We start from the raw sequence: 21,405 nt of genomic DNA on the forward strand, positions 1-21,405 counted from the left end.
GGATACTGTTTGTTCCGTGTACGGTAGACGCAGTTTTGGTGGGAGCGCAAGGAGGAGTCGATGTCCGGCGAACAGTGGGGCGCGGCGGTGCGGTTGCTGTGGGGGCCGCCGGCGAAGCCCGCGCGCGGGCCGAAGCGCGGCCTCACGCTGGAGGGCATCGCGGGGGCGGGCGTTGGGATCGCCGACACGCAGGGGCTGGGCGGCGTGTCGATGCAGTTGGTGGCCGGGGAACTGGGGGTCACCAAGATGGCTCTCTACCGGTACGTGCCGGGGAAGTCGGAGCTGATCGCGCTGATGGTGGAGTCGGCGATGCCCGAACCGGTTCTGCTGGACGAGGCGTTGGCGGCCGTCGCCGGATGGCGCGGGAAGCTCGCTGTCTGGGCCGGGGGCCTGCTCGCCGGATTCCGGGCACACCCGTGGTTGCTGGAGGCGACCGTGGGGGCGCGGGTGATGGGGCCGAGGGAGATCGGCTGGATGGAGCGGGCCTTGGTGGCGCTCGACGGGTGCGGCCTGAGCGGTGCCGAGGCCATGGACACGGTGGTGTTGGTGACGGGGCACGTACGGGGAATCGCCGAGCAGGAGCGGGCCGCGGGTGGCGCAACGAGCGGGCCGGAGGGAACCGGGGGGCCGGACGCGGAGCTTGGGCGGGTGTTGGGTGAGGTGATGCGGGAGCACGGGGAGCGATACCCGGCGTTGCGCGCCGCCTTGGCCTCGGTCGCGGAGCACGGGGGGCAGGACCAGGCGCTGGAGTTCGGGTTGGAGCGGATCTTCGACGGCGTGGGGTTGCTGGTGGAGCGGCGGACCCGGAGCTGAGGCGGGCACGGCCGCGTCGACGGCGTGTGGTCGGGGAGATCGCCGTCGGCATCCTGCTGGGGCCGTCGTCGTTGCCCGGGGGAGTGCGGGCGGGACGGAGAGCGTACGGTGGCGCTTTCGGCCGGGAGCGGGGACGCTGCTGACCGACGGTGGTGTTGGGGCCTGTCCGGCGGATGGAACGTGGGACTGGATCTTCCAGGCCAACCGGGGAGGGGGGCGTTCACGTCTCGGTCCGGCGCTGCCTACGGTTTGTGGGTGACCCAGAGCACTTCTGCCGGCCAGCGGTGTGCCCAGTCAGGCGGGTCGGTTTGGTTGTAGCCGTTGGCTGTTCCGGGTTCGGGTCGCGGCTCGATGAGGTCGTCGATGACGAGACCTGCGCCGCGCAGGACCCTGATCCAGTCGCCGTAGGTGAGCTGGTAGCTGACGGCACCCCGGTCTTCGGCGATGGTGCCCAGCCCGAAGTAGTCCTGGTGCAGCGTCGTGGTTGCGCGGCCGGCGGCTTCGTCGTAGCAGGCTTCGAACCACGGGCTGGCGACGTTGAACACCAGGCGTCCACCGCGGCGAAGGATGCGTGCGGCCTGCGGGACGGCCAGGTGCGGCGGCGCCCAGCTGAGCCCGCCGTAGTCGCAGAAGACCAGGTCGAAGCTGTCGGCGGCGAACGGGAGCTGTTCGGCGGCGCCATGCACCAGCGGGTAGCGGGCCGCTCCCATCTCGCGAGCTGCCGCGGCGAGCTGGACTTCGGACAGGTCGAGCCCCACCACGGTGGCGCCCTCAGCGGCGAGCGCCCTGGACCACTGGCCGGCGCCGCAGCCGAGTTCGAGGACGCGCTTGCCGCTGACATCGCCCAGGGCGTGCAGGTGCGCGTCCGGGATGGCGTACGTGCCCCACAGCCGGGGCGCCGCACCGATCTGCGGGTCGTGCTCGTGCTGGTAGGCGCTGCTGATCTCGTTCCAGAAGCGCCGGTTGGCAGCGATGCTGTCCACGCGCCGACTCAAGCACTGCCTGCCGGGGCGGTCAACACGATTGGGTTGCGACTGATCCGCCGGACAGTGCCTGACGGCGTTAACGGCGTTAACGCCGTTAACGCTCTTGAGGCTTTTCCCCGGGCTGCGTTGGCGACCTCGGACCGCAAGGTTCGCGGTGGGCGAAGGTGTTGGGGAGGGGGCGGCGGGCGGATGCCGTCAAGGGAGTGGATCATTAACGGCGTTAACGCCGTTAACGCCATGAACGCTGCGACAGCGTTAACGCCGTTAAGGCTGAGGGCGGTCGAGCGTTCATCGATCAGCCGCCCAGGCCGCCTTCCCGGTGCCCGCACGCCCGCTCCGCAGGACCTGCTGGAAGTCGCCGATACCGCAGCAGCGTTGTCGCCTACAGTGCCCAAGATATGACGGCACTTGCATCCTTCACCTTCGTGCGCCACATCGACGGTCTCCGCCACCCTTTCGAGCGCGACGGCCGGCGCCACGGCCGGCCTGCCTATCGTCGAACGGACGGCAACGTGTGGTGTGTCTGGTCGCCGACCGAGGGCTGGCACTGCGAGATCGCTGACGGCCTCGTGACCGCCCATCCGCTCGACGGCCGCGCCGATGAACCCGAACCCCCGGCCACTGTCTGGCGCAGCTTCAAGGGCGACCGCTCCTATCTCTACGACCTACGGCCCCTCGAACCCGAGGCGTGATCCGCCGGACGACACCCGGTCGTACCCGGCGCCGGCGGCCGTGTGCGGTGCGTCCTCAGCGGGTGGTCCAGCCGCCGTCCACGGAGAGGGTGGTGCCGACGACGAATGAGGCGCGGTCGCTGCAGAGCCAGGCCGCGGCTTCCGCGATCTCCTGGGGTTCCGCGATGCGGGGCAGCGGCGCCGAGTTCAGGAGCATCTGTTCCACCTTGGGGTTCTGCTGGAGCCAGGCGTCGATCATCTCGCTGCGGGTGGAGCCGGGTGCGATCGCGTTGATGCGGATGCCGTGGGGCGCGTACTCGCACGCGGCCGCCTTGGTCATGCCGACGACCGCGTGCTTCGAGGCGACGTAGGGGGCGGCGACGGGGGTGGCGACCAGGCCCGCGGTGCTGCTGTTGTTGACGATGGAGCCGCCACCGGTGGTCAGCATGGCGCGGATCTCGTGGCGCATGCAGTTCCAGACTCCGCGGACGTTGGTGTCCATGATGGTGTCGTAGACGTCCTCGTCGAGGACGTGCATGGGCGCCGGGAGCGCGCCGACGCCCGCGTTGTTGAAGGCGGCGTCCAGCCGGCCGAACGTGGTGACGGCGGCCTCGACGGCGCGTGCCACGTCCTGGGAATCACGGACGTCGGCGACCACGTACTGGACCTGGTGGCCGGCGGCGCGCAGTTCGTCGGTGAGCGTGGCCAGCGGTTCTTCGCGGCGGGACACGAGGGTCACGGAGGCGCCTTCACGACAGAACACCCGGGCGGCGGCTGCTCCGATACCGGCGCTCGCTCCCGTGATCAGTGCTGATTTCCCAGCCAAAAACCGAATGCTGTCGTCCCCCGTCATCACGTCGCGACCGTAGCACGACGCGGGATGTCGGAACGGGGCGGAGGTCGGGTTGCACGAACCTGTCACGATCACCGATTGTGCTGGTTGGAGGCCCGCGGAGGCCGGGGTGGCGCGCGGGCTCGCGAGTGCCCTGCTCCGAGGGCCGGCGGAGCCGCTCCAGTGGGGCGGAGGTGTCCACTCCGGTACGAGTCCGGCCAACCTCCAGTGGGCCCGTCGAACGTGGCACCAAGATCTCGTGGCCCTTTGTGTACATCGAGGGTGCGATGAATGCGGCGAGTGCGGTGTGTGGAGCCTCCATGATCAAGAAGGAGCGTGCGGCTCGCACGCGCGAAACGTTGGTGCGCGCTGCCGCGCAGGTCTTCGCGGAGGAGGGGTTCGCGGCGGCGTTGGTCTCGGCGATCAGTCGCCGGGCCGGGGTGACCGCCGGTGGCCTGCACTTCCATTTCGCGAGCAAGACCGAGATCGCCCGTGCCGTCGAGGAACGGGCGGCGGACGCGGTCGCCCGGATCACCGGCGCGGAGCGGTCGGTGGGCGATCCGGTACGGGTGTTGGTCGATTCGACGGCCGAGCTGATGGAACTGCTCGCGCAGGACGTCGTGGTACGGGCCGGGTTCGCGCTGTCGGCCGATTCCTCCCACGAGAGCCGAGTGGACCTGCGGGGACAGTGGCGGCTGTGGGTGGAGGAGTTGTTGGGGGCGGCCGAACGGGGCGGGATGCTCGCGGAGGGCGTGTCCTCGCAGGACGCCGCGCGGGCGGTGGTGGCCTCGACCGTCGGGCTGGAGGTGTTGGGTGCGGCCGAGCCCGAGTGGGTGGCGCCGCAAACCCTGGCGCGGATCTGGGGGTTGGTTCTGCCGCGATTGCTGGCGGGTGAGAACCTCGAAGCAGACTGAATGGTCTGTTTGACGGGCCATCTCGGAGGCGTTTTCTGGCTTGTGTGGTGGCGATCGAGGGGTTGATACCTACGGTTTGTTCCCTGGGAACCGATGAACTCGCAGGTGGAGCAGGATTCTTGAGTGAAACTCGGGCGTTGCCGGCCTGAAGCTGATGCGGTGGGAAGCTCATTGACAAACCGCCGGTCCTGTTTTTTACTGACTCTTGCGACTCATCCAAGGACAGGGGAGTACGACGTGGACATCGATGTACTGGGCGCACTGGACGTGCGGGAGAACGGGATCTCCATCACGCCGACCGCCCCCAAGCCCCGGCAGGTCCTGGCCCTCTTGGCCCTCCATGCCGATCAGGTGGTACCCGTATCGGCACTGATCGAGGAGTTGTGGGGCGGCCTGGCGGCCTGCCGCCGCGCAGCGCCCGCACGACGCTCCAGACCTACGTACTGCAATTGCGTGCCCTGATCGCCACCGCCCTGGACGGGAGCGACACTTCGCGGACTGCGAAGGATGTGTTGGTGACGTTGCCGGGGGGTTATTTGTTGTGTGGTGGTGGGGGGAAGAGTGATGTGCGGGAGTTCGAGCGGTTGTCGGGGTTGGGTTATCGGGCGGTGGATGCGGGTGATCATCCGGGTGGGGCGCGGTTGTTGAGGGAGGCGTTGGGGTTGTGGTCGGGGCCGGCGTTCGCGGATGTCCAGGGTGGTGTGCAGTTGGACATGGAGATTCGTCGGTTGGAGGAGACGCGGTTGTGTGCGTTGGATCAGCGGATCGAGGCGGATCTGCGGTTGGGTCGTCATCGTGAGGTGTTGGCGGAGTTGACGGTGTTGGTGAGTCGGTATCGCACGCATGAGAACCTGCACGGGCAGTTCATGCTGGCCCTGCACCGCTCCGGCCGCCGCGGCGAAGCGCTGGACGTCTACCAGCGGCTGCGGACCACGCTCGTACGGGACTTGGGGCTGGAGCCGTCGGCGGCGCTGCGCAGACTCCAGCGCTCGATCCTGATGGCAGGGCCGGAGGGAGGGGCGCCGGCCGCCGTGGGCGCCGGGGCCGGGGCCGGTGCGGGCACCGTGGGGAGCACCCGGGTGGAACGGCTCGTACGGGTCTGAGCGCGGCGCGGGCGCCCGCGGGTGCGGGTGCGCGGTGCGGCCGTGATGCGTGGGTTCGCATGGGTTTCCCCCGGGGGTGGGTTTCGTGCGGGTGGGAACGCGGGGGTGCGTGCGGGTGAGTGGGGCGGGGTCGAACGGGGCTGGGGCTGAGCGGGGGCTGGTGGGGTCGGACGAGGGCGGCACGTGCGGTGCCGCCGCGGACCGGCTCGGGTGAGAGGAGACGAGCGGTGCAGGAGAGGTCGGAGCGGACGCGTAGGCGACTGCTCTTCGCCGGAGCCGAGATGTTCCACCGGAACGGCTACGCCAATGCGACGCTCGGCGAGATCGCGGGTGCGGCCGGGGTCACGAAGGGGGCGCTGTACTTCCACTTCGCCTCGAAGGACGAACTGGCGGACGCGGTGCAGCAGTGGGGCTGTGGGCTGTTGCACGAGGCGGTACGGGGATTGCGGGAGGCCGGGGACTCGCCGTTGCAGGCGCTGATCGGCACGACGCACTGGCTGGCGCGGACCCTGCACGAGGATCCGGCGATCCCGGCGAGCTTCCGGATCACCAAGGAGTGCGCGGGGCAGCAACCGGCGGTGGTGGACTTCCACGGGGCATGGCTCTCGGTGGTCTACCGACTGCTGCGGATGGCCCGGGACGCGGGGGAGTTGGCGGGCTTCTCGGGCGGGGTCGACGAGGCGGGTGGGTCGGCCGGGGTGGGTGTGCCGGATGCGGTGGGTACGTCTGCGCTGGTCGGTACGGCCCATGGGTCTGCTGAGGCCGAGGGGCCCGGTGCGGCCGAGGGGTCCGTGGCGGCCGGGAGTGGTGCCGCCGGAGGTCGGTGGGAGGGGGCGGAGGCGTTGGTCGCGGCCGCCGTCTGCGGGATCGAGGTGCTGTCCGGGACCGGGCTGTCGTACCGGGAGTTGAAGGGCAAGGTGGCCGCCCTCTGGGGGCTGCTCCTGCCGAGCCTGGTGGGGGAGGCGCGCGCCGGGGAGTACCGGACGGGGGGCGAGGAGGGCGCCGCGGACGAGCGGTGCCTGGAAGCGGTGGGGTTCATGGCGAGCGGGGGTCAGGCCGTCTCTTTCGGATCTTGTCGGTGAGGGCCGCGGGGGCCGGGTCGTCGTCAGATTCGTTGTCAGGTCAGGTCAGGTTCGGTTCGGTTCGGTTTCGTTTTCGGTTTCGCGAAGTGGAGGGGAGACCGTGAAGATTCAGGTGCTGGGTCCGTTGAGTGCCGAGGTCAACGGGGGTTCGATCGTTCCGACTGCCGGCAAGCCGCGCCAGATCCTGGCGCTCTTCTCGCTGCAGCCGGGCCGGGTGATTCCGGTACCCACGCTCATGGAGGAGATCTGGGGTCACGATCTCCCGCAGAGCGCGCTGACCACACTCCAGTCGTACATCCTGCAGTTGCGTCGCCGACTGGGCACCGCCATGGGGCCCGGACGGCCGGGCAGGGCCAAGGAGGTGCTCGCCACGCGGCACGGTGGGTACGTGTTGCAGGTGCCGCCCGAGGCGGTGGACGTGTACACGTACGACAGCCTGCTCGCCCGGGGACAGAGCGCGTTCGAGGCCGGTGACGACGAAGGGTCCGCGGCCATGCTGCGGGATGCGCTCGCACTGTGGAACGGGCCGGCGCTGGTCGACGTACGGCTCGGTCCGATCCTGGAGATCGAGGTCATGCGGCTGGAGGAGAGCCGACTGGTCACGGTCGAGCGGCGCATCGACGTCGACCTGCGGTTGGGGCGGCACACGGAACTCCTGGTGGAGCTGACCGAACTGACGGCGCGGCACCCCCAGCACGAGGGGTTGCACTCGCAGGTCATGGTGGCGCTCTACCGGTCGGGCCGGCAGGCGGCGGCCCTGGACGTGTACCGGCGGTTGCGGAACCGGCTGATCGACGACCTGGGGGTGGAGCCGTCACCGCAGTTGCAGCGCTTGCACCAGGCGATGCTGGCGGTGGACCCGGCGTTGGACGTGGCGGCGGGGGCGAAGCGGGGATCGACGTTCGATCTGTACGCGGCGTAGCCGATTCCCTGGCCGGGGTGGGTTGTGGCCGGGCCGGGCCGTGGCCGGTGCGGCGCAGTGGTGCGCGGCCCGGACTGCGTCCGGCTTTCCGGGGCTCCGCCCCGGACCCCGCGCCTCAAACGCCGGCGGGGCTGGATCGGCGCTCGCGTGGCAGGGTGGGGGGATGGGTGATCTTGGGCAGGGGTTTCGGGAGTTTCGGCTGGATGTGGGCGAAGGGGAGCTGGACGACCTTCGTCGGCGGCTGGAGCGGGTGCGGTGGCCCGATGAGCTGAGCGGGGTCGGGTGGGCGTACGGCATGCCGCTGTCCGAGGTGAAGGAACTCGTCCGGTACTGGCGCGGAGGAGTACGACTGGCGGGCCGCCGAGGCGCGGATCAACGGGTGGGCGCAGTACACCACCGAGATCGACGGGGCCACCGTCCACTTCGCGCACCTCCGCTCGCCCGAGCCGCATGCGACACCCCTGCTGATGACCCACGGCTGGCCCGGGTCGTTCGTGGAGTTCCAGCGGGTCGCCGGGCCGTTGACGGATCCGCGGGCGCACGGCGGGGACCCCGCCGACGCCTTCCACCTGGTCCTTCCCCACATCCCGGGGTTTGCCCTGTCGGGGCCGACCACCGAACCCGGCTGGGAGTTCCAGCGGGTGGCGCGCGCCTTCGGGACCCTGATGGAGCGGCTCGGGTACGAGCGGTACGGGGTACAGGGCGGCGACTGGGGCGCCGCGGTCTCGCGGGAGTTGGGGCGGGTGCGCCCCGCGAACGTGAGGGGGGTCCATCTGAACCTGCTGCCCGGTGCCGGGGCGACGTCCGAACCCACGCCGGAGGAGCTGGCCGCCCTGGACCCCGCCGAGCGGGAGCGGGCGCGGGCGTCCTGGGAGCGGTACCGGGGGTGGGCGCGGGAGCGCCAGGGGTACGCCGACATCCAGTCGACCCGGCCGCAGACCCTCGCCTACGCGTTGAACGATTCCCCCGTCGGACTGCTCGCCTGGATCGGGGAGAAGTTCGCCGAGTGGAGCGATCCGCGAACCCCCGTGGACCGGGACCGGATGCTGACGAACGTCATGCTGTACTGGCTGACGGGCACGGTCGGTTCCGCCGCCCGGATCTACTACGAGCGCGCGCACGCCGACTATCACGGGCAGCCGCCCGAGGTGTCGAGGACGCCGACCGCACTCGCCGATTTCCCCCGGGACAACTTCATCCCGCTGCGGCACATCGCCGAACGCACCGACCACATCGTGCGCTGGACCTCCTACGACAAGGGGGGACACTTCCCCGCCATGGAGGTGCCCGAGTCGCTGGTGGAGGACGTACGGGCCTTTTTCCGGCAGCTGAGGGCGGGGTCCGCGTCCTGAGGGCGTGTCCGCCACGCGCAATGGTCGGCGGGTGGAGGGCCGCACTGTCATCATCAGCCGATGAAAGACGAACAGAGGACCCCACCCGTTCTGACGGGTGACGAACGCGCCACGCTCACCAGCGTCCTGCAGGGGCAGCGGGACACGCTGATGATGAAGTGCACGGGCCTGACGGACGAGCAACTGCGCCGCAAGGCGGTCGCGCCGTCCGAGCTGAGCCTGCTCGGGCTGGTACGGCATCTGGCGGAAGTCGAGCGGAGCTGGTTCCGCAATGTGATCAACGCCGAGGGCGTGAGCAACTTCTTCCCCAGGAACGAGGCCGGCGAGCGGACGGACTTCCACGTCGAGGACGCGGATCCGGCGGAGTCCTTCCGGATCTGGGAGGAGAGCTGCGAGCGCTCGCGCGCGATCGTGGCGGCGGCCGAGTCCCTGGACGTGCGGGGGCACCACGAGGACCAGGCCTACTCCCTGCACTACGTCATGGCCCACATGATCGAGGAGTACGCCCGACACAACGGGCACGCCGACCTGCTGCGCGAGGTGATCGACGGGGTCACCGGGGAGTAGCCGGGGGAGTCCGGGCCGTCGGGGCGGGCGGGGCGGGGCGTCGCCGGGACACGGCGGGGCGGCCGGTGGTTACGGGGCCGGGGTGCCCCGGCGGTCCACGGCGTCCAGGGCCACCGCCCACGGGAAGGGGGCCGGGGTGTCCTCGTCCGGCGGACCGGGGACGTACCCGCCGTCGCCGTGCAGGAGTTCCACCCCGGCCGCCCGCAGCTCGGCCAGCGAGAGGTCGAAGCGCGGGTGCGCCGCGAGCGCGGCGTTCGTACAGGGCATGGCGACGACGGGAATGTCCTTGCCGATGGCCTCGGCGGCGATCCCGGCGACGAACCGGTCGGTGAGCCCGAGGGCCCAGGCATTGAGCGAGTTGAAGGTGACCGGGGCGAACAGCACGGCGTCGGCCGCGGGCCACACGTCTGGTTCTCCGGGCAGCTTGTACTGCCAGCGCACCGGGTTCCCGGTCAGGGCGGCGAGTCCGTCGAGGCTCTCGGACACCCAGTGCGCGGCCGTCGGGGTCAGACCGAGGCAGACGTCCCAACCGCGCGACTGGGCGTTCTCGATCACGTGGGCCACGTCGAAGACGGGCGGGGCGGCGGAGCAGAGCAGATACAAGGTCCTCGTCATACCGCCATGTGATCATATTCCTCCACCTCAAGCGGACTTGAGGTGTGAAAGTCATCGCCGAGAGCACAAAGAACGCGCATGCCGCGCCGCCCGTTCGCAGGCGGTGGCACCGGCCTCTTTCGCGGGGTGCGATGAGTTTCGGGCGGCCGGGCCGTCTACCCCTGTGACGCGGCGGAACAAGAATGTGGACGGTGTGCACATTGCCTTGTAGGCTGCGGGAAGCGGAAATGTGGACGCCGTCCACATGGGTGTGCGACACCGTCGCGCATCGACGGTCGACAAGGGGAGCAGAGCACATGCGCATCGTGGTCAGTGAGTTCATCAGCCTGGACGGCGTCGTGCAGGCACCGGGCGGCGCGGGCGAGGACGGCGACGGCGGGTTCGCGCACGGCGGCTGGTCGCACCCGTTCTTCGACCCTGAGGTGGTCGGGGGCGCCTTCTCCGACGCGCTGGCCGGGGCCGAGGCGCTGCTGTTCGGTCGCCGCACGTGGCAGACCATGGCGGGCGCGTGGCCGGAGCGGGCGGGGGACCCGTTCGCCGACCGGATGAACGCGATCCGCAAGTACGTCGTCTCCGAGACGCTCGACGGCTCCGAGCCGGCCTGGGAGAACACCACGCGCATCCCCGGTGTCGAGGCGGTCGCCCGCATTCGGGAGCTGCGCGGGGCCGAGGGCGGCGACCTGGTCGTCATGGGGAGCCCCACCCTCGTCCGCACCCTGCTGAGCGAGGGGCTGGCCGACGAGCTGCGACTCATGATCATGCCGGTGCTGCTCGGCGGCGGTAAGTCGATCTTCCCGGACGACGGCGGCCTGCGGAGGCTGGAGCTGGTCTCCACGGTCACCAGCGCCGCGGGCGTCAACGTGTGCACCTACCGGCCGGTGACCGGCGGCTGAGTCCGCCCCGCCCCTCACCCACCCCACCCACGCACCCGTCTCCGCACGAAAGGAACCCCGACATGACCGACGCCGTCAAGGGCCCCGCGAGCTACTTCCCCTCGATCGAGAAGAAGTACGGTCGCCCGATCTCGCAGTGGCAGGAACTCATCCGGTCCTCGCCCCTCACCCGGCACATGGAGCTGGTCACCTGGCTCAAGACCGAGCACGGCCTGGGTCACGGCCACGCCAACGCCCTCGTGGCGCACACCCTCGCCGAGGACGCCGGCCAGTGAACCGCTGAGCGCGGCGGAGGCGGCGGAGGAAAGCAGTCTGGACGCTCGCGTATGGGACTGAGCTTCTCGGCCATGTTCCGTCTCGCCGCCCGGCGGTTGACTGGTCGCATGACAACGACACGGAACACCGAGAACACCGAGAACACGCAGGGCGCGCCCCTCACCCTCGTCATCGGGGGCAACGGCAAGACCGGGCGCCGCGTCGCCGAGAAGCTGCGGGCGCAGGGCCGCCCGGTCCGGATCGGATCGCGTACCGGAGAGCCCGCCTTCGACTGGCACGAGCCCGCCGGCTGGGGCGCGGCACTGGAGGGCGTCGACCGGGTGTACGTCACCTACTACCCCGACCTGGCCTTCCCGGGCGCCGCCGAGCAGGTCGGCGCGTTCGCCGAGGCGGCCGTCGCGGCCGGCGCCCGCCGGTTGGTGCTGCTGTCCGGGCGGGGCGAGGAGTCGGCCCGGCGCAGCGAGGACAACCTGAAGGCCTCCGGGGCCGACTGGACGATCGTGCGGGCCAGCTGGTTCAACCAGAACTTCGACGAGAGCTTCTTCCTGGAGCCGGTGCTGGCCGGGGAGATCGCCCTGCCGACCGCGGACGCCGTCGAACCCTTCGTGGACACCGAGGACATCGCGGACGTGGTGGTGGCCGCGCTCACCGACGACCGGCACGTCGGCAGGACGTACGAACTGTCCGGCCCGCGCCTGCTCGGCTTCGCCGACGTCGCCGCGGAGCTGTCGAAGGCCACCGGCCGGGAGATCTCGTACGTGCCCGTCTCGGACGCGGACTACCGCGCGGTCCTGCGCGCCAACGACCTGCCGGAGGACTTCGCCGAGCTGTTCGCGCTGATCCTCGACGGGCGCAACGCGCACGTGGTGCACGGGGTACGGGAGGTGCTGGGCCGGGAGCCCAGGGACTTCGCGGACTTCGCCCGGGAGGCGGCGGCCACCGGAGTCTGGGACGTGTGAGGGGCCCGCACGGGAGGACCGGGGGCACGCGCGGGACGACGCGGGGCGGGGAGGGGAGGATGGGCCCATGGACACGCTGACCGGTCTCCTCGAAGGGCCCAAGGCCCGGGGCGCCTTCCTCCTCAAGTCCGTTCTCAATCCGCCGTGGTCCCTGCGCGTGGAGGACCGGGCGCCGCTCTCGGTGATGACGATGACCCGGGGTGCGGCCTGGTTGCTGCCCGACGACGGCGAGCCCGTCGCGGTCGGTCCGGGCGACCTGGTGGTCGTCCGGGGGCCGGCGCCGTACACGGTCGCGGACGCGCCGGACACCCCCGTACAGATCACCGTCGGCCCGGACCAGCGGTGCAACACCGAGGCGGGCGAGGACGTCACCGACACCATGGCGCTGGGCGTGCGCACCTGGGGCGAGGCGCTGCGGGACGCCGATTCGGCGGTGATGCTCAGCGGCACCTACCAGGCGCCGAGCGAGATCGGGCGGCGGCTGCTGAACGCGCTGCCGACGGTGCTGGTCCGGCCGGCGGGGACCGCCGACGCCACCCTGATCGCGTTGTTGGCCTCGGAGATCTCCCGGGACGAGCCGGGCCAGGAGATCGTCCTCGACCGGCTGTTGGACCTGCTGCTGATCGGCGTGCTGCGGGCCTGGCTCGCCGATCCGGGATCGGGTTCCCCGGCCTGGTACCGGGCGCAGGGCGACCCGGTCGTCGGACCGGCCCTGCGGTTGCTGCACGAGAGTCCGGCGCACGGCTGGACGGTCGAGGAGCTGGCGCTGAAGGCCGGGGTGTCCCGGGCCTCGCTGGCCCGCCGCTTCACGGAGCTCGTCGGCGAGCCGCCCGTCGCGTACCTGACGGGCTGGCGGATCGCGTTGGCGGCGGACCTGCTGCGCGACCCGGAGGCCACGGTGGCGACGGTGGCCCGCCGGGTCGGCTACGGGAGCGCGTTCGCGCTGTCCACGGCCTTCAAGCGGGTGCGGGGGGTGAGCCCGCAGGAGTTCCGTGCCGGGAAGGCCCCGGCGGTCGAGGCTCCGAAGGACGCGCGGGGGCCGCTGACCGTGGTCCTGCGGGAGTAGCGGCGGCCTTACGGGGCCTGCGGAGACCGGAGGCGGGCCCCGCGCCCGTCAGAGGGCGAGGACGCCGACCCGCTGGGTGCCGCTCAGTTCGCCCGTGGCCGTGAAGCCCAGGCCGAGGTAGAAGGGCTCGGGGGTGTGCTCGCCCGGGTTCCAGGTGACGTACGCGCGGGTGCCGCCGAGGCCGCGGATCTCCTCGGAGACGGCCCCGACCGCGAACCGTCCGTATCCCCGGTCCTGGTGTTCGGCGGAGATGTTCAGGCGCCAGATGCCGGAGCGACGGTCGGTCGCGTCGCCGTTCCAGGAGAAGTCGAGGAAGGCCATGACGAAGCCGACCACTTCCTCCGCCCCGTCGTCCCGACGGTCCACGATGGCTCGCGGCCAGGCGTTCGCCCCGTACACGTATGCCTCCGCCAACGATTTCAGGACAGGTGACACAAGGTGCTCCTGATGCGGGTGAAGCCGAATCGCGCACACCGCGTCGAAGTTTTCCGGGGTGACCGGCACCAGGCGGGGAGTTGAGCTGTTCATCGTCTCAGCCTACTTTCCGCCAGGGTGATGATCGACGAAACGATGATGCTGTAAGACAGTAAGTGCGGACCACTCCTCCACTTCCCGTACGTCCCGTACGTCCCGACGAAAGGCTTTCGTTGATTCCCGAACGGATCCTCGTGACGGGCGGCACCGGCTTCGTCGGATCCCATGTGACGGCGCGTCTGACAGCGGCCGTGGGCGCCCCGGACGGCCGGGACGGCCCGGCCGGCCCCGCGCTGCGGCTGCTCGGCCACCGGCGGGCCCTGCCGGGGCACACGGGTGCGGCGGCCGGGATCGAGACGGTGACCGGAGATCTGACGGACCCGGCGTCCCTGCGCGGCATCTGCGAGGGCGTCACCACCGTCGTCCACCTCGCGGCCAGGATCGGCGGCACCGAGGAGGAGTGTCGGACGGTCAACGTCGAGGGCACCCGCGCCCTGCTGGCCGAGGCCGCGCGGGCCGGCGTACGGCGCTTCGTGCACCTCGGCACCGCCGCCGTCTACCGCGACGAACCGCACCGGGGCGAGGCCGAGGGACTGTTGCCCGAGGAACCGGTCTCCGCGACGAGCGTCACCCGGCTGGAGGGCGAACGCCTGGTCCTCGCCGCGGGGGGCGTCGTGGTGCGGCCCCACCTGGTCTACGGACGCGGCGACACCTGGATGGTCCCCGCGCTGGTCGACCTGATGGGGCGGCTGCCGTACTGGGTGGACGGAGGGCGCGCGCGGCTCTCGATGATCTCCGCGGACGCCCTGGCGGACGCGGTGGCGGACCTGGCCCGGCTGCCCGGACGGCTCGCGGGACAGGTCCTGCACGCCTGCCACCCGGAACCGGTGAGTGCCCGGGAACTGGTCACCACCGTGGGGCGGGCCCTCGGGGTGGCCCTGCCGGACGGGGACGTCACCCTGGAGGAGGCCTGCGCACGGCTGGGTGCGGCGGGCGACCCGGTCACCCGCCGCAGGATCTCGCTGCTGGCGGTCGATCACTGGTACGACGGCAGCCGCTTGTGGAAGCTGGTCGGCGCGGAGCCCGGACCGGGGCTGCCGGAGGGGTTCGCCCGGTACGCGCCGTGGTACCGGGAGCACATGGGCCGATGAGCGGCCACGGCTCCCGGCCGAGGAGGCCGGATCAGTCGGAGGCTATGGTTCCGGTGACGGTCGCCTCGAATATCCGGGTGTCGCCCTGGTGTCCGGTGACGTGGACGGTGCGGATGCCCGGGTCCATGGAGTGGGGGACCTCGGTGTCGATCCAGCACGGGGCGTCGAGTTCCGCGTAGTTGTGGAACGAGGACTCCACCGCCGTGGGTCTGAACGAGCGGGCGTGGAGCGTCCCGCAGGCGGCCTGGCGGGCCGCCTCCACCAGGACCATCCCCGGGTGGTGGTCATTGGCGTGCTCGAACAGGATCGGGTGCGTCAGGTCCGGCGAGAGCAACCAACGGCCGGGCCGGTCGCCCGGGGCGAGCACCACGTCGAAGGGCAACAACCGGCCCGCCTCCGCCGGCCGGATCGGCGCCGGACGCGGCGGGAGCTGCGCGGGAGCGGCCGTGGAGAGGCTTCCGTACTCGCCGCGCAGCCGGCGGTAGACCGCCGGGGGAACGAAGCTGAAGAGCCCGGAACCGGTGGCCGCGATCCGTCCGTCACGGCGGACGCTCACCTCGAGGAAGCCGGAGAACCGGTTGCCCTTCCAGCCGAAGTCCCGGCAGGTCGCGATGAGTTCCAGGTCGGTCGGACCGGCGCCGATCAGCAGCTGTTCCAGGTCGGCCTTGAAGCCCAGGCTCCACAGCAGCACGTTGTGCCCCAGGGGCACCCCGTACTCCGCGTGGCACAGTAAAAGGCCGGCCTGGCGGACGGTCTCCCCGACTTGGACGAGGTCGTGTCCGGTACCGTCCGCGCTGATGAAGAAAGTATGGGCCCGCGGCCACTGGCCGGTCAGCAGGAAGGTGTCGTCACCGATCCGCTCGTAGCCGGTCAGGAACACCTCCGCCACCGAGCTGCGATGCACGTACTCCCGGGGGACGGTGCTCGTGAGCCGGGGAAGCTCGTCACAGCGCGTCGTCCGCCGCACGCCGGCTTCCTTCATGGACAGCGCGGGGGTGTTGTTCTCGAACGTGAGCAGGGTCATGGACCTCTCCGCAGAGCCGAGTTGACGGATGGGACGAGCACTTGAAGTCGTAAGATACGTACTCTCCGGTTTTGTTTGCAAGGATGTTCTGGCCTCTACTTGGCGCAGATGCCGTCACGAGGCCGATGTTCGGGTGCGCGTGTCACCGTACGGTTAAAACAAACCGAACAGATGGTTCGGAAAGAGCGGTGACAGCCTGTTCCTTCTTGGCTGCTCAACGAAGTGGATCGTGCGAGAGCGCGACCAACGCGAGAACTTCTCCCGCCACATGAGACGGACTTGACTGCCGTGGCCAAAAGGTCACGGTTTATTGTTTCCGTCTTGATAAAATACGGACCTTCTGGTTGGTTTTACGGGGGGGAGCGGAATCCGAAGGGGTTCCGTCCGTGTGGGCCCGTGGACATCGGAGGCATCGTGGCACGTCAGGAGCGTGCAGTACGCACGCGTCGTGCGATCTTGGAAGCGGCGGCCTCGGTCTTCGACGAGCGCGGATATGAGGCTGCGACCATCGCGGACATCCTCACCCGCGCCGGAGTGACCAAGGGAGCGTTGTACTTCCACTTCTCGTCCAAGCAGGACTTGGCGCGAGGAGTCCTCGACGAGCAATTCGCCGAGGGAGGAGTACCGCCGCGCCAGAGCAAGCTGCAGGAACTCGTCGACACGTCGATGGTGATGGCCCATCGCATGCAGCGCGACCCGATGCTGAGCGCCGGCGCGCGGCTCTCGCTCGGGCCCGACATGCGGGAGATCTTCGGAGGCGGATCGGTCCCCGGCTGGATCAGGGTGACCGAGGAGATGCTGATCCAGGCCAAGGCGCGCGGCGAGCTGCTGCCGCACGTCAACACGGCCGAGACGGCCTGGACCCTCTCGGCCTGCTGGACCGGGGTGCAGATCTACTCGCAGACGCTCGTCAACCGCGAGGACATCGAACACCGGGTCTCGGTGCTCTTCGAGCACGTCTACCCGAGCATCGCGACGCCCGCGGTCCTGGCCCGGCTGGAGATGGGGCGGACCCGCGGGGCCGAGGTGGTGGCCGAGATGGAACGGTTGGAGGAGGCCGCGGAGGTGACCGCCGGCCAGGTCGCCTCCTGACTCGCGCCGGCGCTTCTCGGGCACGGCTCCACCGAGGCGTCGGATCGTGCCTGCGAAGCTTTGTACCCCCCTGGGCAAACCGCCGAGGCGGTTTGTGGAGATCGCATGGTCAAGCAGGAGCGTGCTGCCCGCACGCGTGAGGTTCTGGTCCGCGCCGCCGCGGAGGTGTTCGTCGAGGAGGGTTTCGCCACGGCCTCGATCGGCGCCATCAGCAAACGGGCCGGGGTCAGTGCGGGCGGCCTGCACTTCCACTTCGGCAGCAAGACGGCCTTGGCCGAGGCCGTGGTGGATCGCGCCGCGGCCTCCGTGCGGGTGATCACGGTTTCCCGGCTGGCGGGGGGAAACGCGCTCCAGGTGCTCGTCGACTCGACGCACGACCTGATGGCGCTCCTCGCGCATGATCCCGTGGTCAGCGCGGGGTTCGGGCTCTGCGTGGCGGCCGGAACCGGCGACGACGCGGGGGCCGGCCCTTGCGGCGTGCGCCGGCAATGGCAACGCTGGGTGGAGGCCATGTTCCGTACGGCCGCCCGCAACGGGGAACTGGCCGACGGCGTCTCCGCGCAGGACGCGGCGGCCGCCGTGGTGGCCGCGATCGTCGGCTTCGAGGCCCTCGGAGCCGACGAGGGGGCGTGGCTCGCGGAGCCCTCGCTGGCCCGGTACTGGGCCCTGATGCTGCCCCGGATCGCCGCCGACGGCTCGCTCGGAGAGCTGCGCGCCGACGGTTCGGACACGATGTGCGTGGCCGCCGCCGCCCGGAGTGGCGTCCCCGACTAGCAAACTGAATGGTTTGTTCCGGTCTCTGAAACACCCCTCAGGAAGGTTTCTGAGGGGTGTTTTTGCGTCCGCCGGCAGCCCTCCAGAGCCTCCGTATCCTGGCAAATGCGCAGGTCAGATGCTGTTCTTGGGTGCCCCTGGTCCATGCTGGCAAGAAAACGGCCCAGCCGGTTTGGTATTGACAAACCGCTGATGCTGTTTTTTGCTCATTCCAGTGAAAGTCGAGGGCTCATCCATGGACGAAGCAGGGGAGTACGGCGTGGACATCGATGTACTGGGCGCACTGGACGTGCGGGAGAACGGGATCTCCATCACGCCGACCGCAGCCAAACCCCGTCAGGTGCTGGCGCTCCTCGCGCTGCACGCCGACCAGACGGTCCCCGTCGCCGCGCTGATCGAGGAGCTGTGGGGCGAGCGACCGCCGCGCAGCGCCCGGACCACGCTGCAGACGTACATCCTCCAGCTCCGGGCGCTCATCGCCACGGCCCTCGCAGGCGACGGGAGCGACACTTCGCGGACTGCGAAGGATGTGTTGGTGACGTTGCCGGGGGGTTATTTGTTGTGTGGTGGTGGGGGGAAGAGTGATGTGCGGGAGTTCGAGCGGTTGTCGGGGTTGGGTTATCGGGCGGTGGATGCGGGTGATCATCCGGGTGGGGCGCGGTTGTTGAGGGAGGCGTTGGGGTTGTGGTCGGGGCCGGCGTTCGCGGATGTCCAGGGTGGTGTGCAGTTGGACATGGAGATTCGTCGGTTGGAGGAGACGCGGTTGTGTGCGTTGGATCAGCGGATCGAGGCGGATCTGCGGTTGGGTCGTCATCGTGAGGTGTTGGCGGAGTTGACGGTGTTGGTGAGTCGGTATCGCACGCATGAGAACCTGCACGGGCAGTTCATGCTGGCCCTGCACCGCTCCGGCCGCCGCGGCGAAGCGCTGGACGTCTACCAGCGGCTGCGGACCACCCTGGTGCGCGAACTCGGCATAGAGCCCTCGGCGGCGCTGCGCAGGCTCCAGCGCTCGATCCTGATGACCGGGCCCGAACGCCCCCTGGAAACCACCGAGACGCCCAAGAGGCGACTGGTTCCCGTGGGCTGACAGGTCATCGCACGGTCTTTGTGCGCTCATTTCCCCGCGGCCGCCGGAACCCCACTCCGGAAAAGGCCGGACAGCACCGCGGAAAAACCGCCGCGGGAGCCCCCGAGAAAAGGTCATCGACACCGGTGAAGGGGCTCCCACCAGCGGAAACACACCCCACCGCGCACCAGCGCGGAGGGCCGCTCGACGCCGGCTCAAGAATTCGGTGACCTTGCCCGGGGCCCCGTTACCGTGATCGGGTCGAATGCTGAAATCCGAGTATGGCGCGACGAATTGCGGAGGGGAGACGGGAGACCGTGAAGATTCAGATTCTGGGACCTTTGAGTGCCGAGGTCAACGGAGGATCGATCGTTCCCACGGCGGGCAAGCCGTGTCAGATCCTGGCGCTCCTCGCGCTCTACCCGGGCCGGGTGATGCCCGTGCCGACCCTCATGGAGGAGATCTGGGGCACCGACCTGCCACAGAGCGCGCTCACCACCCTGCAGACGTACATCCTCCAACTGCGCCGCAGACTGGGCACGGCCATGGGGCCGGGGGCCCCCGGCTCGGCGAAGGACATCCTCGCCACCCGGCACGGCGGATACCTGCTCCAGATCCCCCCGGAGTCCGTGGACGTCCACACGTACGAGACCCTCGTGGCCGGCGGCCAGAACGCCTTCGACCAGGGCGACGACGAGACCGCGGCGGACCTGCTGCGCAAGGCGCTCGCCCTGTGGCAGGGACCGGCGCTCGTCGACGTACGGGTCGGCCCGATCCTCGACATCGAGGTCCTGCGGCTCGCGGAGAGCCGACTCGTCACCACCGAACGGCGCATCGACGTCGACCTGCGGCTGGGACGGCACACGGAACTCCTCGCGGAACTCGCCGAACTCATCGCCCGGCACCCGCAGCACGAGGGACTGCACTCGCAGGCGATGGTCGCGCTGTACCGGTCGGGGCGGCAGGCGAAGGCGCTGGACGTCTTCCGGCGGCTGCGGACACGACTCATCGACGAACTGGGCGTGGAGCCCTCGCAGCAGCTGCAACGACTGCACCAGGCGATGCTGAAGGTGGACCCGGCGTTGGACGTGGTGGCGGGGCCGCGGAGGTCTTCGACGTTCGACCTGTACGCGGCGTAGCCCTCCGGGGGTTGTGGGGCGGGTGCGGGTGGCGGCGCGGCGCGGTGCGGTGCGGGTGCGGCGCGGTGCGGGTGGGCCGGGCCGCGGCCGGGTTGCGGGGCTCCGCCCCGGACCCCGCGCCTCAAACGCCGGCGGGGCTGGGATGGCCCGGCCCGGCTGGGATTGCCTGGCGGGGCTGGGATTGCCTGGCGGGGCTGGGATCGCCCGGTCGGGTTAGGGGGCGTTGAGTGGTGCTCCAGGGAGGGTGGTCAGGCTCGGGGGTACCCGGGACGCGTGCGCGTGCTCGCGGACGAGGAGAGGGGTACACCCATGGACCGGCTGGAACTCACCGATCTGACGCGGATCCTGCGCGCCTGGGGAGGTGAGGAGGAGGGCGTTGAGCTGGATGACGACGTGCGCGACCTGTACTGGGTGGAGCTCGGCTACGACTGCCTTTCCGTCCTCCAGACCACCGGCTACCTGGAGCAGCGGTTCGACATCGCCTTCGACGAGGAGGCCATGGAGTACGCCGACACCCCGCGCCGCTACCTCGACCTGGTCAACCACGTGCTGGGTTCCCGCGCCGCGGTCTGAGGACCGGGCCCCGGAACTCCACTCGGAGTCCAGGAAGCTTCCTGCGGATACGGACAGGCTCTGCATCAAGCGTTGAGAGAGGGTGTCTGATGTCTGTCGAACGAGTGCACCGGATGACACACGCGGTGGACGCGGCCGCACCGGCCGGCGTCCTGTACGCGCTGGTGGCCGACACCGCCCAGTGGCCGCTGCTGGTACCCGACACCGTCCATGTCGAGCCGTGGGACTTCGACGGCAGCCGCGAGCGGTTCTCCCTGTGGGACACCCGCGACGGGACCGTGCGGACGTCGTTGTGGCGGCGGACCCTGGACTCCGAACGGCGGCGGATCGACTTCCGCCAGGAGGTTCCCGAAGCGCCCGTCACCTCCGCGGGCGGCAGTTGGACGGTACGACAGCTCGCCCCGGGCTGGTCGCGGCTGACCCTGGAGCAGGACTTCACCGTCGCCGGCAACCGCGGCTGCGACGTCGAGCGGGCCCGCGCCGACGCCGAACGCGGCGGGCGGATCATGCTCGACCGGCTGCGCGAGGCCGCCGAACGCTGGGAGGGGCTCGACGCGCTGACGATGAGCTTCGAGGACTCCGTCCGCTTCGACGGACCGGGCGAACCGGTCGGCGCCTTCCTGTACGACGTGGCCTCCTGGCCCGGCCGGGTCCCGCACATCGCACGCGCCGACGTCGTCGAGGACCGCCCGGGGGTGCAGCGCGCCACCACACACACGCTGACCGTCGACGGCTCCGTCCACACGACGGAGTCCGTACGGGTGTCCTTCCCGGCGGCCGCCCGCACCGTCTACAAGGAGACCGTGCCGTCGCCGCTGCTGGCCGCGCACACGGGGGAGTGGTCGATCGTCCCGGACGAGACGGGAGTCACCGTGCTCTCCCTGCACCACGTGCTGCTGGACGAGCGGATGGTGGAACGCGTCCTCGGCCCCGACGCCGACCTGTCGCAGGCGCGCCGGTACGTCCGCGAGACCCTCGGCCGGGAGAGCGCGGCCACCTTCGAGCAGGCCCGCGCGTACGCGCGGAACGCCGTCAGGGGCCTGCGGGCGCTCTGAGCGCCG

At 70.4% G+C, this 21,405-nt stretch carries 22 protein-coding genes and 2 pseudogenes; 19 read left to right on the forward strand and 5 right to left on the reverse strand.

Going from position 1 to position 21,405, the window contains the following annotated elements:
- Positions 1-60 precede the first annotated feature (60 nt).
- Positions 61-813, forward strand: a complete 753-nt coding sequence (locus tag OG906_RS35885; RefSeq protein ID WP_329448451.1) for a TetR/AcrR family transcriptional regulator — start codon at positions 61-63, stop codon at positions 811-813.
- A 242-nt stretch (positions 814-1,055) separates the two neighbouring features.
- Here the strand turns inward: OG906_RS35885 and OG906_RS35890 are convergent, their stop codons facing one another.
- Entirely contained in the window at positions 1,056-1,796 is a 741-nt protein-coding gene (locus OG906_RS35890) for a class I SAM-dependent methyltransferase (protein WP_329448452.1), read from the reverse strand.
- 401 nt (positions 1,797-2,197) lie between these two features.
- Here OG906_RS35890 and OG906_RS35895 point away from each other — a divergent pair, with 401 nt between their 5' ends.
- On the forward strand, positions 2,198-2,491 hold the full coding sequence (locus OG906_RS35895; protein WP_329448453.1) for a hypothetical protein: 294 nt from the start codon (positions 2,198-2,200) through the stop codon (positions 2,489-2,491).
- A gap of 55 nt (positions 2,492-2,546) precedes the next feature.
- Here OG906_RS35895 and OG906_RS35900 read toward each other — a convergent pair whose 3' ends face one another.
- Complete coding sequence (locus OG906_RS35900; protein WP_329448936.1) at positions 2,547-3,323, reverse strand: SDR family NAD(P)-dependent oxidoreductase; 777 nt, start codon at positions 3,321-3,323, stop codon at positions 2,547-2,549.
- A 299-nt stretch (positions 3,324-3,622) separates the two neighbouring features.
- On the opposite strand from OG906_RS35900, the gene OG906_RS35905 reads away from it, so the two are divergent.
- The 6 genes and pseudogenes from OG906_RS35905 to OG906_RS35930 all read left to right on the forward strand — a co-directional run bounded on the left by OG906_RS35905 (position 3,623) and on the right by OG906_RS35930 (position 9,242).
- Positions 3,623-4,216, forward strand: a complete 594-nt coding sequence (locus OG906_RS35905) for a ScbR family autoregulator-binding transcription factor (RefSeq protein WP_329448454.1) — start codon at positions 3,623-3,625, stop codon at positions 4,214-4,216.
- A 237-nt stretch (positions 4,217-4,453) separates the two neighbouring features.
- Positions 4,454-5,319: pseudogene (locus OG906_RS35910) on the forward strand (AfsR/SARP family transcriptional regulator).
- A gap of 227 nt (positions 5,320-5,546) precedes the next feature.
- Positions 5,547-6,401, forward strand: coding sequence for a ScbR family autoregulator-binding transcription factor (locus OG906_RS35915; RefSeq protein ID WP_329448455.1), 855 nt, complete (start codon positions 5,547-5,549; stop codon positions 6,399-6,401).
- Positions 6,402-6,501: 100 nt separating this feature from the next.
- Positions 6,502-7,323, forward strand: coding sequence for an AfsR/SARP family transcriptional regulator (locus OG906_RS35920; RefSeq protein WP_329448456.1), 822 nt, complete (start codon positions 6,502-6,504; stop codon positions 7,321-7,323).
- Positions 7,324-7,486: 163 nt separating this feature from the next.
- Positions 7,487-8,675 (forward strand): annotated as a pseudogene (locus OG906_RS35925) (epoxide hydrolase family protein).
- Between the two features lie 60 nt (positions 8,676-8,735).
- Positions 8,736-9,242 (forward strand): DinB family protein, encoded by a 507-nt coding sequence (locus OG906_RS35930; protein ID WP_329448457.1) that lies wholly within the window; start codon positions 8,736-8,738, stop codon positions 9,240-9,242.
- 69 nt (positions 9,243-9,311) lie between these two features.
- Here the strand turns inward: OG906_RS35930 and OG906_RS35935 are convergent, their stop codons facing one another.
- Positions 9,312-9,857 (reverse strand): flavoprotein, encoded by a 546-nt coding sequence (locus tag OG906_RS35935; RefSeq protein WP_329448458.1) that lies wholly within the window; start codon positions 9,855-9,857, stop codon positions 9,312-9,314.
- Between the two features lie 296 nt (positions 9,858-10,153).
- On the opposite strand from OG906_RS35935, the gene OG906_RS35940 reads away from it, so the two are divergent.
- The 4 genes from OG906_RS35940 (at position 10,154) to OG906_RS35955 (ending at position 13,051) form a co-directional block, all read left to right on the forward strand.
- Complete coding sequence (locus tag OG906_RS35940) at positions 10,154-10,750, forward strand: dihydrofolate reductase family protein (RefSeq protein WP_329448459.1); 597 nt, start codon at positions 10,154-10,156, stop codon at positions 10,748-10,750.
- Positions 10,751-10,812: 62 nt separating this feature from the next.
- Complete coding sequence (locus tag OG906_RS35945; RefSeq protein WP_329448460.1) at positions 10,813-11,025, forward strand: DUF4287 domain-containing protein; 213 nt, start codon at positions 10,813-10,815, stop codon at positions 11,023-11,025.
- A 108-nt stretch (positions 11,026-11,133) separates the two neighbouring features.
- Positions 11,134-11,985, forward strand: a complete 852-nt coding sequence (locus tag OG906_RS35950; RefSeq protein WP_329448461.1) for an NAD(P)H-binding protein — start codon at positions 11,134-11,136, stop codon at positions 11,983-11,985.
- A gap of 67 nt (positions 11,986-12,052) precedes the next feature.
- Positions 12,053-13,051 (forward strand): AraC family transcriptional regulator, encoded by a 999-nt coding sequence (locus tag OG906_RS35955; RefSeq protein ID WP_329448462.1) that lies wholly within the window; start codon positions 12,053-12,055, stop codon positions 13,049-13,051.
- Positions 13,052-13,099: 48 nt separating this feature from the next.
- Here OG906_RS35955 and OG906_RS35960 read toward each other — a convergent pair whose 3' ends face one another.
- On the reverse strand, positions 13,100-13,486 hold the full coding sequence (locus tag OG906_RS35960; protein ID WP_443067481.1) for a GNAT family N-acetyltransferase: 387 nt from the start codon (positions 13,484-13,486) through the stop codon (positions 13,100-13,102).
- Between the two features lie 233 nt (positions 13,487-13,719).
- Here OG906_RS35960 and OG906_RS35965 point away from each other — a divergent pair, with 233 nt between their 5' ends.
- Positions 13,720-14,676 carry an NAD-dependent epimerase/dehydratase family protein gene (locus OG906_RS35965; protein ID WP_329448464.1) on the forward strand — a complete coding sequence of 319 codons (957 nt, stop codon included), beginning with the start codon at positions 13,720-13,722 and terminating at the stop codon, positions 14,674-14,676.
- A 31-nt stretch (positions 14,677-14,707) separates the two neighbouring features.
- Here the strand turns inward: OG906_RS35965 and OG906_RS35970 are convergent, their stop codons facing one another.
- Complete coding sequence (locus OG906_RS35970) at positions 14,708-15,700, reverse strand: ScbA/BarX family gamma-butyrolactone biosynthesis protein (RefSeq protein ID WP_329448465.1); 993 nt, start codon at positions 15,698-15,700, stop codon at positions 14,708-14,710.
- Positions 15,701-16,114: 414 nt separating this feature from the next.
- Here OG906_RS35970 and OG906_RS35975 point away from each other — a divergent pair, with 414 nt between their 5' ends.
- The 6 genes from OG906_RS35975 (at position 16,115) to OG906_RS36000 (ending at position 21,399) form a co-directional block, all read left to right on the forward strand.
- Positions 16,115-16,792: a ScbR family autoregulator-binding transcription factor gene (locus OG906_RS35975; RefSeq protein ID WP_267803319.1), complete on the forward strand. Its 678-nt coding sequence runs from the start codon at positions 16,115-16,117 to the stop codon at positions 16,790-16,792.
- A 105-nt stretch (positions 16,793-16,897) separates the two neighbouring features.
- Complete coding sequence (locus OG906_RS35980) at positions 16,898-17,566, forward strand: ScbR family autoregulator-binding transcription factor (RefSeq protein WP_267803320.1); 669 nt, start codon at positions 16,898-16,900, stop codon at positions 17,564-17,566.
- Between the two features lie 259 nt (positions 17,567-17,825).
- A complete protein-coding gene (locus OG906_RS35985) occupies positions 17,826-18,653 on the forward strand; it encodes an AfsR/SARP family transcriptional regulator (protein WP_329448466.1) in 828 nt (275 codons plus the stop codon).
- A gap of 296 nt (positions 18,654-18,949) precedes the next feature.
- Positions 18,950-19,771 (forward strand): AfsR/SARP family transcriptional regulator, encoded by an 822-nt coding sequence (locus tag OG906_RS35990; protein WP_267827912.1) that lies wholly within the window; start codon positions 18,950-18,952, stop codon positions 19,769-19,771.
- Between the two features lie 309 nt (positions 19,772-20,080).
- Positions 20,081-20,344 (forward strand): hypothetical protein, encoded by a 264-nt coding sequence (locus OG906_RS35995; RefSeq protein ID WP_053677970.1) that lies wholly within the window; start codon positions 20,081-20,083, stop codon positions 20,342-20,344.
- Positions 20,345-20,433: 89 nt separating this feature from the next.
- On the forward strand, positions 20,434-21,399 hold the full coding sequence (locus OG906_RS36000; protein ID WP_329448467.1) for an aromatase/cyclase: 966 nt from the start codon (positions 20,434-20,436) through the stop codon (positions 21,397-21,399).
- Positions 21,400-21,405: the final 6 nt, after the last annotated feature.

Source organism: Streptomyces sp. NBC_01426 (assembly GCF_036231985.1).
In the GTDB taxonomy this organism is placed as follows: domain Bacteria; phylum Actinomycetota; class Actinomycetes; order Streptomycetales; family Streptomycetaceae; genus Streptomyces.

Excerpts from the sequence above, each read along its gene's own strand:
- OG906_RS35930 (WP_329448457.1), top strand. The coding sequence starts at position 8,736 with ATGAAAGACGAACAGAGGACCCCACCCGTTCTGACGGGTGACGAACGC.
- OG906_RS35980 (WP_267803320.1), top strand. The coding sequence starts at position 16,898 with ATGGTCAAGCAGGAGCGTGCTGCCCGCACGCGTGAGGTTCTGGTCCGC.
- OG906_RS35950 (WP_329448461.1), top strand. The coding sequence starts at position 11,134 with ATGACAACGACACGGAACACCGAGAACACCGAGAACACGCAGGGCGCG.
- OG906_RS35995 (WP_053677970.1), top strand. The coding sequence starts at position 20,081 with ATGGACCGGCTGGAACTCACCGATCTGACGCGGATCCTGCGCGCCTGG.
- OG906_RS35885 (WP_329448451.1), top strand. The coding sequence starts at position 61 with ATGTCCGGCGAACAGTGGGGCGCGGCGGTGCGGTTGCTGTGGGGGCCG.
- OG906_RS36000 (WP_329448467.1), top strand. The coding sequence starts at position 20,434 with ATGTCTGTCGAACGAGTGCACCGGATGACACACGCGGTGGACGCGGCC.
- OG906_RS35955 (WP_329448462.1), top strand. The coding sequence starts at position 12,053 with ATGGACACGCTGACCGGTCTCCTCGAAGGGCCCAAGGCCCGGGGCGCC.
- OG906_RS35970 (WP_329448465.1), bottom strand. The coding sequence starts at position 15,700 with ATGACCCTGCTCACGTTCGAGAACAACACCCCCGCGCTGTCCATGAAG.
- OG906_RS35940 (WP_329448459.1), top strand. The coding sequence starts at position 10,154 with ATGCGCATCGTGGTCAGTGAGTTCATCAGCCTGGACGGCGTCGTGCAG.
- OG906_RS35900 (WP_329448936.1), bottom strand. The coding sequence starts at position 3,323 with ATGACGGGGGACGACAGCATTCGGTTTTTGGCTGGGAAATCAGCACTG.
- OG906_RS35935 (WP_329448458.1), bottom strand. The coding sequence starts at position 9,857 with ATGACGAGGACCTTGTATCTGCTCTGCTCCGCCGCCCCGCCCGTCTTC.
- OG906_RS35895 (WP_329448453.1), top strand. The coding sequence starts at position 2,198 with ATGACGGCACTTGCATCCTTCACCTTCGTGCGCCACATCGACGGTCTC.
- OG906_RS35905 (WP_329448454.1), top strand. The coding sequence starts at position 3,623 with ATGATCAAGAAGGAGCGTGCGGCTCGCACGCGCGAAACGTTGGTGCGC.
- OG906_RS35945 (WP_329448460.1), top strand. The coding sequence starts at position 10,813 with ATGACCGACGCCGTCAAGGGCCCCGCGAGCTACTTCCCCTCGATCGAG.